The sequence below is a fragment of the Mucilaginibacter mali genome (genome assembly GCF_013283875.1).
GTDB classification, from domain to species: Bacteria; Bacteroidota; Bacteroidia; order Sphingobacteriales; family Sphingobacteriaceae; genus Mucilaginibacter; species Mucilaginibacter mali.
The window spans coordinates 2,813,098-2,829,012 of sequence record NZ_CP054139.1 but is presented as its reverse complement, the minus strand read 5'-3'; the positions used below and the strand labels follow the sequence as shown (position 1 = coordinate 2,829,012).

The 15,915-nt window shown below is 43.9% G+C and carries 14 protein-coding genes; 8 read left to right on the top strand and 6 right to left on the bottom strand.

The genetic code is table 11. The features are described from left to right. Positions 1 to 2: 2 nt before the first annotated feature. The 5 genes from HQ865_RS11900 to HQ865_RS11880 all read right to left on the bottom strand — a co-directional run bounded on the left by HQ865_RS11900 (position 3) and on the right by HQ865_RS11880 (position 7,424). Entirely contained in the window at positions 3 to 866 is an 864-nt protein-coding gene (locus tag HQ865_RS11900; RefSeq protein WP_173415104.1) for an ABC transporter permease, read from the bottom strand. Beyond that, entirely contained in the window at positions 863 to 3,730 is a 2,868-nt protein-coding gene (gene asnB / locus HQ865_RS11895) for an asparagine synthase (glutamine-hydrolyzing) (RefSeq protein WP_237073796.1), read from the bottom strand. The genes HQ865_RS11900 and asnB overlap by 4 nt, the downstream gene beginning before the upstream one ends. A gap of 163 nt (positions 3,731 to 3,893) precedes the next feature. Continuing rightward, the gene (locus tag HQ865_RS11890; protein WP_173415102.1) at positions 3,894 to 4,409 is read right to left on the bottom strand and encodes a UpxY family transcription antiterminator; all 516 of its coding nucleotides are present in this window, start codon (positions 4,407 to 4,409) and stop codon (positions 3,894 to 3,896) included. Between the two features lie 6 nt (positions 4,410 to 4,415). Further along, the gene (locus tag HQ865_RS11885) at positions 4,416 to 6,836 is read right to left on the bottom strand and encodes a polysaccharide biosynthesis tyrosine autokinase (protein ID WP_173415101.1); all 2,421 of its coding nucleotides are present in this window, start codon (positions 6,834 to 6,836) and stop codon (positions 4,416 to 4,418) included. Further along, entirely contained in the window at positions 6,837 to 7,424 is a 588-nt protein-coding gene (locus HQ865_RS11880) for a polysaccharide biosynthesis/export family protein (RefSeq protein ID WP_173415100.1), read from the bottom strand. Positions 7,425 to 7,674: 250 nt separating this feature from the next. On the opposite strand from HQ865_RS11880, the gene HQ865_RS11875 reads away from it, so the two are divergent. From HQ865_RS11875 to HQ865_RS11840, 8 genes are all read left to right on the top strand, one after another. Continuing rightward, complete coding sequence (locus HQ865_RS11875) at positions 7,675 to 8,424, top strand: glycosyltransferase family 2 protein (RefSeq protein WP_173415099.1); 750 nt, start codon at positions 7,675 to 7,677, stop codon at positions 8,422 to 8,424. A 57-nt stretch (positions 8,425 to 8,481) separates the two neighbouring features. Next, entirely contained in the window at positions 8,482 to 9,591 is a 1,110-nt protein-coding gene (locus HQ865_RS11870) for an MraY family glycosyltransferase (protein WP_173415098.1), read from the top strand. Positions 9,592 to 9,668: 77 nt separating this feature from the next. Beyond that, the gene (gap, locus tag HQ865_RS11865) at positions 9,669 to 10,664 is read left to right on the top strand and encodes a type I glyceraldehyde-3-phosphate dehydrogenase (RefSeq protein WP_173415097.1); all 996 of its coding nucleotides are present in this window, start codon (positions 9,669 to 9,671) and stop codon (positions 10,662 to 10,664) included. Continuing rightward, entirely contained in the window at positions 10,661 to 11,095 is a 435-nt protein-coding gene (locus tag HQ865_RS11860; protein WP_173415096.1) for a GNAT family N-acetyltransferase, read from the top strand. Before gap ends, HQ865_RS11860 begins: the two co-directional genes overlap by 4 nt. Positions 11,096 to 11,198: 103 nt before the next feature. Further along, positions 11,199 to 12,389, top strand: coding sequence for a phosphoglycerate kinase (locus HQ865_RS11855; protein WP_173415095.1), 1,191 nt, complete (start codon positions 11,199 to 11,201; stop codon positions 12,387 to 12,389). A gap of 85 nt (positions 12,390 to 12,474) precedes the next feature. Further along, positions 12,475 to 12,714, top strand: a complete 240-nt coding sequence (locus tag HQ865_RS11850; protein ID WP_173415094.1) for a hypothetical protein — start codon at positions 12,475 to 12,477, stop codon at positions 12,712 to 12,714. After that, positions 12,696 to 13,106, top strand: a complete 411-nt coding sequence (locus HQ865_RS11845) for a PIN domain-containing protein (protein WP_202020470.1) — start codon at positions 12,696 to 12,698, stop codon at positions 13,104 to 13,106. The genes HQ865_RS11850 and HQ865_RS11845 overlap by 19 nt, the downstream gene beginning before the upstream one ends. After that, positions 13,103 to 14,983: a CocE/NonD family hydrolase gene (locus tag HQ865_RS11840; RefSeq protein ID WP_173415093.1), complete on the top strand. Its 1,881-nt coding sequence runs from the start codon at positions 13,103 to 13,105 to the stop codon at positions 14,981 to 14,983. Before HQ865_RS11845 ends, HQ865_RS11840 begins: the two co-directional genes overlap by 4 nt. Before the next feature lie 292 nt (positions 14,984 to 15,275). Here HQ865_RS11840 and HQ865_RS11835 read toward each other — a convergent pair whose 3' ends face one another. Beyond that, entirely contained in the window at positions 15,276 to 15,896 is a 621-nt protein-coding gene (locus HQ865_RS11835; protein WP_173415092.1) for a thioredoxin family protein, read from the bottom strand. Between the last annotated feature and the right edge of the window lie 19 nt (positions 15,897 to 15,915).

Below are 15,915 nucleotides of genomic sequence, written 5' to 3'. Positions count from 1 at the left end.
GGTTAAACAGTATCTATAAAATTGCGTTCTACCCGGTTAAATATCACAATGCCTATCAGCAGGATGGCGGTGGTTGAAATAGCGGTGATTCCAAGCGATGCCAATGTAAAGGTGCCCTGGCCCAAAAAGGCATACCTGAATGCTTCGATCAAAGGTGTCATGGGGTTATATTCCACCAGCCACTGGTAATGCGGAAATTTTTTCTTCACTTCCGATAGCGGGTAAACCACCGTAGTAAGGTACATCATCAATTGTATACCAAAGGTGATAAGAAAGGTAAGATCGCGGTACTTGGTGGTCATGGCCGATATGATCATACCCAGGCCCAAACCAAGCATTGCCATTAATAGTAGTAATACCGGGAACAATAACAGGTATATATTGGGATGAAAAACTGCCCCTTTATACCAATAAACACCCATAATGATAAAGAACAGCAGCATTTGTACCCCAAAACGGATAAGGTTTGAGGCAACAATGCTTAACGGAACAATAAGCCGCGGGAAGTAAACCTTGCCAAACAAGCCGGAGTTGGTGGTGAATACCGACGATGTTTTAGTAAGGCAATCGGCAAAGTAGTTCCATGCGGTTATGCCGGCCATATAAAATAGTGGCTGTGGCAGGCCATCTGTTGAGATACCGGCCAGGCTGCCGAATACAAAAGTATAAATAAGTGTGGTGAACAAAGGCTGGATAAAAAACCACAATGGCCCAAGGATGGTTTGCTTGTAAAAGGAAACAAAATCGCGATGCACTAATAGAAATAACAGATCGCGGTAATGCCATACATCTTTCAGCTTCAGGTCGAAGATGTTATTATGCGGGGTTATTTCCATATCCCAGTTTTCGTGCCGGGGGGGTGTCATATCAGCATTTTTTCTAAAGCGTTTTTATAATCTATGGTATTAAAATACGCCAGGCATTTGCTTTGCAGGTTAAACCTGTCGGCAGGTGTCAGCGGCACATTCAAATATTCGGTAATGGCGTCCTCAAGTTCGGTTAAATTATCCACATTAATAGCTTTGCCCAATTCGCCATTGCGAATGGCATCCAGGCTACCATCTTCGTTACCGCAAACTACCGGCAACCCGCAGGCCAAAGCCTCGATAAACACAATGCCGAACCCTTCTTTTTTACTGGGCAGCACAAACAGGTCGGCCAGCAGGAAATGATCCTCCAGCTCGGCTTCATCAATAAAACCAGTTACGATCACCTGACCGGCAACATCATAAGTATCGATCAGTTGCCTGATACGTTTATCTTCGGCAGCATCATACTTTCCCGACAGGATGTATTTTACATCAGGGAATTGTTTTTTTAGCGCGCTTACTGCCCTGATCACCTGTTCGTAACCTTTATATTGCTCGGTTGATGCCAGCCTTGTAAGCGTGAAAATCACTTTGCTGTTTTCTGCCAGCCCATAACGAGCTAACAGATAAGCAGGTTTATTAAAACTGGTGGGGAGCCGGATAGATGGATCGAGCGCGTTATTCAAGACGATGCATTTAGCCGGATCAACCTTATGCATGTCAATCACCTTCTTCCGGGTGAAGTGGCTTACACAAACCACTTTATCGCATCGTTTTAATAGCATCCGCTTCATTAAACTAAGTGGGCGCCACACTTCAATACCATGCGCTACAAGCCAAACCCGGCATTTGGGATTAAATATTTTGGCCAGCCAGCCAATCAGGGCCAGGTTAATGTGGCTAAGCACTACTACATCACTTTGTATGCTTTTTACAGTCGCGTCAAGCGCGAACCAGCCCCGGCGTTTATTGAAACCTTTAAAGTTTGCTTCCCGGGTATAATCTCCGGTCAGATCGTTATTGTTATCATAGCCCGACCATAAGCTAAACTTCCAGCGTTTGGTATCGGCTATTTGCTGCATAGCCCAGGCCATGGTACGGCTCATTTTTTGTATGCCACCTGTCGCGCTAAAAGTTTGTAAGGTAAGCAGCATGATTTTTTTTGGCTTAGCTTGCTCTTCAATAACCTCATGCGATTGTAATTGATACAAGGCAAACGCCTTTGACCAATGCACATCGTTATCTCTAAAACGCCCGATCAGTTTACGGGTATGCCTGCCTTTATAAAAATTAACATTGCCAATTTCCCGGTGCTCATGCATCCATTGTTGCAGCGGGAAGCTGAAGCCCATCTTAGGCCTGTCCCATATCTCTTTTGGCAACAAATTGGTATAGCTATCAATTAATAAGCTTTTGGGCTTGCTGTTATCAAACCTGGTATCAGAGCTGATGGAATTAACTGTTTGTAAAAAATCTTCATCCAAAAATGGTACCCGTACTTCCAGTCCGTGTGCCATACTCATTACATCCGTATCGCGCAGCAGTTGATTTTGCATGTATAGGTTTGTTTCAAACCATGCAGCTTTTTGTGTATCGGTAAGCCCGGTTAAATGCACCGGATCTGAGAACAGCGTATTTACTACCGATTGTTTACTTACACCTAAAATTGGAGCTATTTCGGCAGGGGTAAACAATCCACGTAAAAAAAGATAATCGGCCAGTGGATGATCGTAAGTTAATAGCTCAAACCGCTTAAAACGCCCCACGCTTAGTATAGCAGCGAGACGGAGTACAGGAGCGGGGATCAGCTTAAAATACTTGAGGTACTTAATACGCCTGAATGACGGATAACCGCCAAACAACTCATCGGCGCCAAGGCCCGATAATACGGCCTTTAGCCCATTTTGCCGGGCGTATTTGCTAATAAACCAACTGTTAATACCATCAGTCGTGGGCATATCCATGCTGTTGATGATATCGGGCAGCGCTGCTTCAAAATCCCTTTGCCTTACCAGGTGTTGGTGATTACCCGTGCCGGTTTTATTAACAACAATATCCTGGTAAGCACGCTCGTTATACGCTTGTTCGTCAAAAAATATCGATACGGTTTCCAGTTCGTTTTTTTTGTAACGATGCGCCAGCAGTGTGATAATACTCGAATCGATGCCTCCGCTTAAAAATACACCGATGGGTGCATCAGCCAATAACTGTCTTTGTATGGTTTTATCAAATACTGTATTGATATTTTTTCGGGCTTCAGTGGCATCACATATTGGGGTATTACCGGCATCGGTAAAATAAAAAGGCGTTATATGATGGCTTGAATTTGTATGGTCCCACTGTAAATAATGCCCCTTAGGCAAGCTAAATACATCTTTTTGAGTGGTATAAGGTTCGGGGATATGCCCGAACGCCAAAAAACGTATCGGCCAGTTTTCATCAGTTTCTGTCGCTAACCCTGCATCCTTTAGCGCTTTAACCTCTGATGCAAAGCTTAGCTGGCTATTACTGATATGATAATATAAGGGCTTTATGCCTGCCGAATCACGCACAAGATAAGTTGCGTTTTGTGCGGCATGGTGTAATGCAAAAGCAAACATACCCCGTAATCTTATAAAAGCATCTGTACCCCAATGCATGTAGGCCTGTATGATCACCTCGGTGTCGGTATCCGAGTGGAAGCTTGCGCCCAGGTTTAATAACTCCTGCCTTAGTTCAGGATAATTATAAATTTCGCCGTTAAATGTTATCCATACATCCTTGCCGGCATTAGCCATGGGTTGGTGCCCGTTTGCTGTCAGGTCGATAATAGCCAGCCTGCGGTGCCCGAACACCAGCCCTTGTGTTTCAGACTGATAAAAGCCCTCGTCATCAGGCCCGCCATGCGCCAAAACCTGGCACATAACGCGGGTCTTTAGCATTAACTCATGCGGCGGGAGCTTGTTAGAAATGATCCCGGCTATACGGCACATAAAAATGACTGTACAGGGCACAGCTTCGCCCCGTAAGTTACATTTGTAATTTGCAACTTATTGTATATCAATTGTTTTAATATACGTGAATATTATGGAGACCCGAACTGCTTCAGATCCTTTCTATTAGTGATGCCCCGACATATACGATCACGGAGCAGCCAATACTTTCAAAACGTAACGCTAATTGTTTTTGGTTGCGATAAGCAACCACTTCTCCATTAAGGTCTTTTAAGGGGCCTGCCTTAATACGAACCCGTTCGCCGGGTTGCAGGTCTTCTTCGGTTACCTCAACATCAAGCGCGCTGGCCAGCACCAGCTTTAAATCGTCAATCTGCCTGTCGGGCATAGCTGCTACTTTGCCGGCGAAATAGATAAACCGGGCTATACCTTTGGTCATTAGCACATCGGTTTGCTGGCCTGGTTTAATATGCACAAACAGGTACGATTTTATAAAGGGCTCATCCACCCATTTTTTTCGGTCGCTCCATTGCTTCAGCGTTTTGCGTAAAGGCAAATAAGTTGTTATCCCTTTTTTTATGAGTGCCTCATACGCTTTCTTTTCGGCACGGGGGTTTGTATAAACTGGGTACCACTGCAACAAATTTGTATTTAGCCCTAAAGCCATGCTTGTTTATAATTTTAGCCAGCGCTTAATATGCCACCATTTCTTCTCTTCCTCATCTACATAATAGCCCGAACTGGTATAGCCCGAGTAGTCTGAGTAATAATAGTACCGGGTGCCATAACTTTCACCGGTAAACTTGGTGGTATAATAACGCGAGTGTAAAAGATCTTCTTCAAAGGCGTTAAGCACAATAACGGTATTATCTAAATGATATTCGTGCGCTATGCGCTGTGGCACTGTGGCGGCGTAATATTTTGATTTACCCGAACGGATCACGAAAACGTTAATATCGCTTACCCGTATCAGTGGTATCGAGTCTGAAACAAGGCCGATAGGGGCGGTGTCGATAATAATAATATCGTACATGGTTTTTAACTCGGCTATCAATTCGTGCATTTTATGCGAATGGAGCAGCTCCGATGGGTTTGGCGGAACCGGTCCTGAAATGATGAAATCAAGATCTTCTACTTCCGAGTGATGAATGATATCGGTAATGCTTGCCTGGTTGGCCAGGTAGTTGCTTAATCCAACATCGTTTGGTACACGAAATGTACGGTGTATGCGCGAACGCCGAAGGTCGGCGCCTATCAGCACTACTTTTTTATTGATAAGCGCTAAAGTACTGGATAAGTTTACCGCCACAAATGATTTTCCTTCGCCCGCTACCTCCGATGTAATGCAGATCACCTTGCTGTCCTTTTCGGACGCCAGGAAGTTTAAATTGGTACGCACCGACCGGACCGATTCTGCAAAAACAGACCGGGGCTTGCTCAGTGCCAACAGCTGCGAGTTATCCTCATCAAGCGATGCCGGGAATTTTCTTATTACCCCAATAATTGGTATGGTGGTCAGGCTCTCTACAGTTTCCTTATCATAAATATAAGGGTTAAGCAGGCGTATCAGTATAATAATACCCAAGCCTATTGCCAGGCCCGCTATTATGGCATTGCGGTTTATCTGTTGCTCGTTAGGGCCAATGGGGCCAAAGTTTGGTTGTGCCCGGTCAACAATTGATGCGCCCGGCAATATGGCCGAACTGCTGATCTGGGCGTCTATCTTTTTTTCGGATAAGAAGGAATATACCTTGTCGTTAACATCAAAATTACGCTGAAGGCTGATCACATCGCGTTCGGCTACAGGCAGCGCGGCAATCTGCTGGTCGATGGTTTTTGATTGCGAATCAAGGTACGTCATGTTTTTCACGATCGTCTCGCGTGTGGAGTTCACATTTGCCAGCGCAGCAACCTTAATTTGTATAATTTGTTTATCAATATCTTTTATCGGGCGCGAATTGGGGTTGAATGTTTTGATCAGCGTAGCTTTTTCAGATAACAAACCGTTAAAAGTGCTGAGGATGCCACCTAAAAGCGGGTCGAGTGCACCTGATAGGTCAAAGTTGATATTAGCGTTATCCTGTTCGTTTATCAATTTTTCCTTAAGCTGATCGATAGACATTAATTGCATCTTCAAAATAGAGCGCTGCGATTCCAGGTCCTTAGATTTTGCTAAAACACTTTCTGATGCTGTGCTTACGTTAACTATCTTTTTTCTTTGCTTATAATCCTGTAAAGATTTTTCCGAACTTTTAACCGAGTCGGAGAGGTAGGATAGCTGCCGGTCGATAAATTTAATGATCTGCGATGCCGACTTTGTTTTTTGCTCCCGGTCGTATATCAGGTATTCTTCCATTATTCGGTTCAGGGCATCCGCCGCGAATACGGGGTTCAGGTCATTCTCAAACAGACTGATGATATTAGAGTTTTTAAGCGCTTCCTGAGTGCGCAAGCCGCCTTTCACTCTGCCCAGAAAATCTTCCGGTGCATTAAACTTAAATATGTAGATGGTATTGTTAGCCATGCCATCCCTGCGTTTAATGGTAAAAGTTGTTGGGCCAATGGTTACCGGGTTATTGTATGCGTAATTTTTTTGGATGGTTTTGCTTCCTGCCGGGTATGATAAATTGTAGGTGTGCTGATTAATTGCCTTAAAAGTTATATTCCCCCTGAAAAAATTGAGTGTATCCAGGTTTACAAATTCAATATCAAGTGGTTTATCCGGGTAGGCATCCGTAGTTCGCAACCGCCCCGAAAGGTAGAAGCTTATCCGGTAATCCATTTTGCGGATAGCCCGCAGCAATAGCTGGTTGCTTTGTATCACATATTGCTCGCTTTGTATACGGTTCCTGTCGTTTGTGGTAAAGCCCGAGCTGGCGAAATCAGGGATCTCCGACTTTTTTTCTTCAAACTTTAAAGTAGCCGATGTGGCGTACATTTTGGGCGTAACCCACAAGTATACTTTTGCAATGCCCATACAAATTAATACAGTACCGGCCACCCAATACCAGCGGCTTAACAGGATCTTGCCTATTTTAAAATAGTCGATCTCCTGGTTCGGTAACTTTTTATTAAATTTCTCTGTATCCTGCATTTACCTGAAAAGCGAGTATATAATTAACGCGGTGTTAAAAATAAGTATGGATGGCTGTATAAGCGTGGTGACATTTTGCAAATTATCATCGCGTACGGCACGTTTGTTTTTTGCAATATAGATAATATCATCAGCCTGCAAAAAAATGCGCGGGTCGGATAAAATATTAATATCACTCAGGTCTATATACGTTTCCCTTATTCCTGTTTTTTCGTGGCGGATGATCTTTACATGTTTTTCATCCGCAGCCGGTGTTAAGCCTCCGGCCTGGCCAATAATGTCTATCAGGCTGGTATATTCTTTGGTTAGTGTAAAATTCCCCTGGGTTTTTATTTCGCCAAATGCCTGCACTTTCAAATTAGCTATTTTTAGTTCTATCAGCGGGTTTACCAGGGACGAATCGCGATAAAGCTTTTCTATCTTCCGTTGTGCTTCAATGCGTGTAAGCCCGGCAACAGGTACATGCCCAAGTACGGGTAATGATACATTGCCATCTTCTTCTACCTGGAAAGTTAACTGTGCGGATGCAGTTGAGACACCAGCGCTATTACCAAATGCCTTATAATCCTGCAAATTTCTTATCTGCAAAATATCATCGGGTTTAATATGATAAACAGGCGGATTATATTGTTCGGTAATTTTTGCTGGTTGTGCGGCAGGCTTGTTTTCAAAAAGCGCATGTTGCTGTTTGTATGAGCAGGAGTAACACAAACAAACCATAACAATATAGCACAAAAATCTATAGCGCATAATATATAATAGGTGCATTGTTTAACTTATTAAACAAAGAGTTTCAAAAATAATATAATTTTGCATTAAAACGGTATAATTTACGAGTGTGAGCAGTTTAAAGATTTCGATAATAACGGTAACCTTTAATGCCGCCGACACCATTGAAAACTGCATCAGGAGCGTAATTTCGCAAACATACCCCAATGTAGAATATATTATTGTCGACGGCCTCTCGACAGATACTTCACTTGCCATTATTGATAAATATAAGAAGCATGTCCATCATATTATTTCCGAACCGGATAACGGTATCTACCACGCCATGAATAAAGGCATATCCCTGGCCACAGGCGATGTAATAGGGATGCTTAATGCCGATGATATTTTCGCTTCGAATAATATTTTAGCCGATGTAGCCAATGCCTTTACCGCATCGGGCGCCGATATTGTTTATGGCGATATTGATTATATTGATAAACAAAGTAAGATCATAAGGAAATGGCGCTCGGGGAAATACAAGCACGGTAGTTTTAATTGGGGCTGGATGCCGCCGCACCCATCGTTTTACGCCAGGCGCACGCTTTTTGAAAAATTAGGCGCTTACCGGCCGCAATATGGCAGCGCTACCGATTATGAATTGATGCTGCGCTACATCCATACACATAAAAGCCCCGTATATTATCTAAACATCGTAATGGTGAAGATGCTTGTGGGTGGGGTAAGCAATAAAAGTATAAGCAATAGATTTAAAGCATGGCGAAATGATATTAAAGCAATGAGAAATAATGGGCTATTATTTCCGCTGTTTTCCATAATATGGAAACCTTTTCGTAAAATTATGCAGTTTATCACGTAATTATATTTTCTATCTTTGGGGCATATAATTGGCCCTAACAATTTATATAACAGATTAATGCCGGAGTTTTTACACAGCCACCAGTTTGTATATTACACGCTTATTTTGGCATTGTCTATCCTGATCACTTTACAGGCAATACCCTCTATTTTGCATGTTGCGCGCACCCGGCATTTGTATGATGACCTCGGGCATTTTCGCAAACAGCACGATCATGGTATCCCGCGCCTTGGCGGTGTGGCCATATTTGTAAGTTTTATTATCACCCTTTTGCTTTTTTGTGTTACCGGTAAGCAATTGCCTATTAACTACCTGCTGACGGCATGTGTTATCCTGTTTGCCATGGGCGTAAAGGATGACTTGTCGGGAGTAAACGCGAGTACCAAGTTCTTTATTCAGTTTGTGGTTGGCGCTATATTGGTTATCCCGGGCGATATCCGCCTTACCAGCATGTACGGCGTATTGGGCATATATACGCTGCCCTATACCGCAAGTGTGATATTCAGTATATTAACAATAATGCTTATCGTTAATGCTTTTAATTTGATCGACGGTATTGACGGTTTAGCTGCAACAACGGGCATCATCGCAAATAGCTCGTTCGCAACGCTGTTTATTTATATTCATCAGTATGAACTGGCCAGCGTTTGCCTGGCCATGGTAGGCGCATTGATCGGTTTTTTGCGTTATAACTTAACCCCGGCAAAAATATTTATGGGCGATACGGGATCGCTACTCATCGGCCTGGTATCTATTGTGATGGCAATACAGTTTATAGAAGTAAACAGCCCCGCAAATTATAACCCCGAATTGCCGCACATATTTTCGGTTCCGGCTTTATCCATTGCCATATTGATTGGGCCTATATTTGATACCTTCCGGGTATTCGCGCTGCGTATTTTAGATAAAAAATCGCCTTTCCATGCCGATAGGAACCATGTGCACCACCGCATATTACGTCTGGGTTTTAATCACATACAAACCACGCTGATACTGGCCAGTGTAAATATCATCAGTATAGCACTGGCATTATTGTTCAGCGGTTTTGGCAGCACCATCATGATCATTGTTATCGGCGTAGCTTCGTTATGCTTTAACTGGTCTATTACATTTATGCTTAGATGTAAGGAGCGGGAAAAGATCTCGGCGCGCTTCCTGTTTGTCTGAGCATTGTCGTATCTTTTTGTATCGTTGATGCAATACTCTTTTATTTTTTAGCTTTGCCTCTCTAATATTATTGTTCAATGCGCATAGCTATCAACGGATTTGGCCGCATTGGCCGCATTTTTTTACGAAACATCTTACAAAAACAGGGCATAGAAGTGGTGGCCATAAACGATTTGGCCGATACTAAAACCATGGCCCACCTTTTCAAGTACGATTCGGTGCACCGTGGCTTTAAGGGTATGGTAAGCGCCGGAGACGATCACCTGCTGGTGAACGGTACGGCTATAAAAACGCTATCGATAAAAGAGCCATCGCAACTGCCATGGAAGGAACTAAATATCGACCTGGTGATCGAATCGACCGGAAAATATACAACAAGAGCAGGGGCAGAGGGCCATTTAACTGCCGGCGCTAAACAGGTGATCATATCGGCACCATCGCCCGATAAAGATGTGCCTACAACGGTTTTGGGTGTGAATGATGATGAAGCGCACTTGCATGCCGCTGTTATTTCAAACGCATCGTGCACAACTAATAATGTGGCTTGCCTGATAAAGGTGCTGGACGAGAAATGGGGAATTATTGACGGCTACATTACCACCGTACACTCCATGACCGGCGACCAAAACCTGCACGATGCCCCGCATAAAGATCTGCGACGTGCCCGCGCGGCATCGGGGTCTATCATCCCAACCACAACCGGGGCCGCCAAGGCTATCACCTCAATCTTTCCGCACCTGGATGGTAAGCTGGGCGGGGCTGGTATCCGTGTGCCGGTATTGAATGGTTCGCTAACGGATTTTACCTGCAGCCTGAAAACCATCCCTACTGTGGCCGAGATCAACGCTGCCTTTAAAGAAGCTGCCGATGGGCCGATGAAGCATATACTGGAATATACCGAAGACCCGATAGTTTCTACCGATATTTTAGATAATCCGCATAGTTGTATCTTCGACGCGCAACTGACCTCGGTTGTAGGCGGGCTGGTAAAGGTGGTTGGCTGGTATGATAACGAAGTTGGTTACTCCAGTCGCCTTGCCGATCTGGTAGAAGAAATAAAAGACCTGAAATGATAAAGTTTATAAAGGTTGAAGACCTGCTGTCCATCCGTAACGAAGTATTGCGCGAGGGGCGCTTAACACCCGATGAATGCCGATTTGCCGGCGATGAAAAGGAGGAGTCTTTTCATTTAGGCTATTATGTAGGCGATGAACTGGCTTGTGTGGCAACCTTCCATCCGCAAACCTATAAAGATTACCCGGGTGTAGCTTACCAGTTGCGCGGCATGGCCACTGTCGAAAAATATCGTAGCCAGGGATTTGGTAACCAATTGGTAAACTTCGCTATTGTGTATATGCGCGGGCAAAAAGTAAATTATTGCTGGTGCAACGCCCGTAAAAAAGCGGTAATGTTTTACAAAAGTCTTGGCTTCGAGATCATTTCCGACGAGTTTGAGGTGCCCGGCATAGGCCCGCATTATGTAATGTATGTTAAGATAATGTGAATTTTGCGGGCATAGCAAACACCTTTATCACATTTACGTTGCTGTTTTTAGATTATTTTTCGGATTTTGGCCGCAATTATACTTCTGACCATTAACGCACCGTATGAAAACAGTAGATCAAATAAGCTTTTCCGGAAAAAAGGCACTTATCCGTGTCGATTTCAATGTTCCATTAGACGAAAACTTTAACATCACCGACGATAACCGCATGACCGCGGCCCTGCCAACCATTCAGAAAATTTTGCGTGATGGTGGCGCTGTTATCCTGATGTCGCACCTGGGTAGGCCCAAAGATGGCCCTACCGATAAATACTCATTAAAACATGTGGTAGCCCACCTGAGCGATCTGTTAGGCCAGCAGGTGGAGTTTGCCGATGATTGCATTGGTGAAGATGCCGTTGCGAAAGCCAAAGAATTGCACAGCGGCGAAGTGTTGCTGTTAGAAAACCTGCGCTTTTATAAACAGGAAGAAAAAGGCGATAAAGATTTTGCTGAAAAATTAGCTAAACTGGGTGATATCTATGTGAACGATGCCTTTGGTACTGCTCACCGCGCGCATGCTTCTACCGCTATCATCGCGCAGTTTTTCCCTGATGCCAAATACTTTGGCTACCTGATGGCTGCCGAATTGACCAACGCCGAAAAGATATTGAACAACGCGCCAAAACCTTTCACCGCTATAATGGGTGGCTCGAAGGTATCGGACAAGATAGAACTGATTGAAAAACTGCTGGATAAGGTTGATAACCTGATCATCGGCGGTGGCATGGCTTACACTTTTGCCAAGGCAGATGGCGGCGATATCGGCAACTCGCTGGTAGAAATGGATAAATTGCAGCTTGCATTAGATCTTCGCCAGAAAGCTAAGGATAAAGGTGTGAATTTACTGTTGCCTGTAGATAACGTTACAGCCGATGCTTTCTCTAACGATGCCAATACCGACATTGCCAAAACCGGCGAAATACCCGATGGCTGGATGGGCCTGGATATCGGTCCTGAAACTGCTAAATTATTCAGCGAAGTAGTAGAAAACTCGAAAACCATTTTATGGAACGGCCCGATGGGGGTATTTGAGATGGAGAAATTTTTGATAGGCACCAAAGCTATTGCCGATGCGGTTGCCAAAGCTACCGATAATGGCGCGTTCTCGCTGATCGGTGGCGGCGACTCTGCCGCGGCTGTGGCTAAATTTGGCATGACCGAAGAGGTAAGCTACGTATCAACCGGTGGCGGCGCTTTACTGGAATACATGGAAGGCAAGGAGTTGCCGGGTGTAAAAGCGATAAACGAGTAATCTCAAAACAACTATTTACAAAAGGCAAATCGATATCGATTTGCCTTTTTTTGTTTAATAACCTAACTTTATAAAAAAGAATATCATGCCCGAAGTAACCATTAAATATAAAAAGCCGGAGACCTTAAAAATATTAAAGGGACTGGCCAAATACTTTGATTTTGTAATATCCACTAAACCGGAAGCAAAAGGAACTAAACCCGTCGATGATATTATTATACCCGGCGATAAATCGTTAGATATATCTGTTTTAGATGATATTTTTACAGGAAAAAATTTGGATGCAAAGCAACTAAGAAAAGACGCGTGGGAACGGAAAAAATAATTTGCGATAGCGATGTTATGATCGACTATTTCGATCATCGGCAGCCACGCCATTTATCTACAAGGGATATTATTCAAAATCAAATAGGCATAGACAACGTTATTCTATCTGCAATTACCAAAATGGAACTCATAGCCGGCGCGTTTAACAAATCAGAACTGGCATTATTAAACAAAAATATTTTATGGTTTGATGTAGCCCTTATCAATCCTGATATCACCGTGATTGCCCTGCAATTGATTGAAAAATACAAGCTTGCCTACAATTTGCAAATCCCTGATGCCTTAATTGCAGCCACCGCGTTATATAAAAATGTTAAGTTATTTACTTACAATTTGAAAGATTACAGGTATATAAACCACTTACAACTTTTTAATCCAATATCCCTATGAAGAAATTTCTACTCATCCTTTTTACGCTGAGCAGCGTGGCTACTTTTGCCCAGCGCCGTGGTGGCGGTGGTCCTGATGCGGAATACATCAAGACCAATTATACCAAATATGAATACCAGGTACCCATGCGCGATGGCAAAAAGCTGTTCACATCGGTATACGTACCTAAAGACCAAAGCAAGAAGTACCCGATTATGATGGACCGTACCTGCTACAGTGTATCGCCCTACGGTGCGGATGTTTATAAAACCAGCCTTGGCCCGTCTACACAGTTTGTGCACGATGGTTACATCTTTGTTTACCAGGATGTACGCGGCCGTTACATGAGTGAGGGCCTTTTTAAAGAAATGACCCCCGAATTGGAAGTGCACAAAACCAAAAACGATGTAGATGAAGGCACTGATACTTACGATACCATCGACTGGCTGATCAAAAATATTCCAAACAACACCGGCAAAGTAGGGGTGTGGGGGATATCTTATCCCGGCTTTTATACGACAGCCTCGTTGCTGAGCCGCCACCCAGCGTTGGTGGCCGCGTCTCCGCAGGCACCCATGTCTGATCTTTGGCGCGATGACGGCTGGCATAACGGTGCTTTCTTTTTAGTAGCGAACTTCGATTTTTATCCGGGTTTCACCAATCGCCAGGACGATAAACCTACGCAAGGCAGGGGCCGCAGTTTTAACATCACCTCAAACGATGGTTACGACTTCTTCATGAAGATGGGGCCGATGAAAAATACTAACCGCGATTGGTATAAAGACACAGTGAAGTTATGGAACGATATCCTTAACCACCCTGATTACGATCAGCACTGGAAAGATCGTAACGTACTTTACCACCTGCACGATATTAAAACCGCCGTACTGGTTACCGGTGGCTGGTATGACGCTGAAGATTTGTACGGTGCCATTAATACCTATAAAACCCTGGCTAAAATGAATCCCAAGACCCCGGTTTACTTTACCATGGGTCCATGGGTTCACGGCGGTTGGGCGCGCGGCGATGGCGAAAATCTGGGTGATGTTTACTTTGGCGGCCCCACTGGTCCATGGTACCGCGAAAATGTGGAGTTCCGCTTTTTTAGCCATTACCTGAAAGGTACGCCGCTTGGCGATCTGGCCCCGATAAACGCTTTCGAAACTGGCGCTAATAAATGGAAAACCTATAAAGCATGGCCGCCTGTTGAAGCGGCTGAAAAAAGCCTGTACCTGTTACCCGGCGGCAAACTATCTTTCACCGCGCCGGCTGGCACAAAGGAAACTTTTGATGAATACGTATCCGATCCGGCTAATCCTGTGCCGTTCACACCCAACAAAACCATGGGCATGAGCCAGGATTATATGGATGGCGATCAGCGCTTTTTGGCAGACCGTAAGGACGTATTAAGCTATACCAGCGATGTATTGGATAAGGATGTAACCATAGCCGGTAACATCTGGGCTAATTTAAATGTATCTACCACAGGTACCGATGCCGATTTTATTGTAAAGGTGCTTGATGTTTATCCCGATACAGCATCCAACAATAAATACACCCGCCCTAATGTAAAAATGGGTGGTTACCAGCAAATGGTGCGCAGCGAACCTATCCGCGGCAAATACCGCAACGCTTTTGATAAGCCCGAGCCATTTGTGCCAGGTAAGGTAACCCCGGTTAAATGGGAATTGCAGGATGTACTGCACACCTTTAAAAAAGGACACCGCATTATGATACAGGTGCAAAGTAGCATGTTCCCGCTGATAGACCGCAACCCGCAAAAGTTTGTGGATATTATGAAGGCCGATGAAAGCGATTTTCAGAAGGCAACCCACAAGGTTTATACCGGCAAGCTGCATCCCAGCTTTTTAAAGGTTAGAGTGATAAATGATAATTAAACACTTGATTTGTAGATACTTAAAACAGTAATGACCATGTTTAAAAAAAGGTTAACATGATTATTGCTGTTTTAAACTTTAAGTAGTTGATATACAGTAAGTTGATTTAATTTTTGTACCGAATTGTGTTACATTGTGTTAACTTTTTTCGGCGCTTATAAACCAACCGGGTTGTTTGGATACTGAAACTGCTGATAGCGAAGAACCTGCTTAAATCTTCAAAATAACATACAAATACAAAAGGCTTTACGGTATCCGTAAAGCCTTTTGTATTTGTATGTTATAAAGTATTTTATTTGCTGGTAGTAGCAGGCTTTGCAGCGGCAGCCGGTTTAACCACCGGTGCTGGTTTGTTTTTAGCAAAACGCTCGCTGATCATGGCTATCTCGTTATCTTTTAATTTAGACGTTTTTTTCAATATCCCGGCAAAAAAGGCAACCTCTTTTTCCTCGGCAGGGCAGCCTACGCTGTTGCCATAAGTGTCAAGACCGGCACCTTCAGGGCGTATTTGGCTATCGGCAAGTTCTTTACCGTTTGCGTCAGCAATAAACCAAAATGGTAAGCCGGCTTTTTCGCCTTTGTATTTGGTCATAAACGCCAGCGAGCCCGGGTTTTCAAGGTTTTCTTTGCCTTTGTTTTCCATCACATCAAGCGTAGCGATCACATAATTATCATCAAAGAATTTCTTAAGTGCAGGCTCATTAAGCGAAGCTTCCATTTTTTTACACCAACCACACCACGATGCGTGGAAGATCACCATCACGTTCTTGTGTTCTTTTTTTGCCTGGGCGTAGGCCTTATTCATTACCGTTTCGGTTGATGGCATGTCGGTTGCTGCTGTCTCTGCCTGGGCGAAGCCGGTTACCCTGGCCGCGAAGATCAGGACAAGTGCTAATAGGAATTGCTTTTTCATGGTTCTTGCTTTTTTTAAG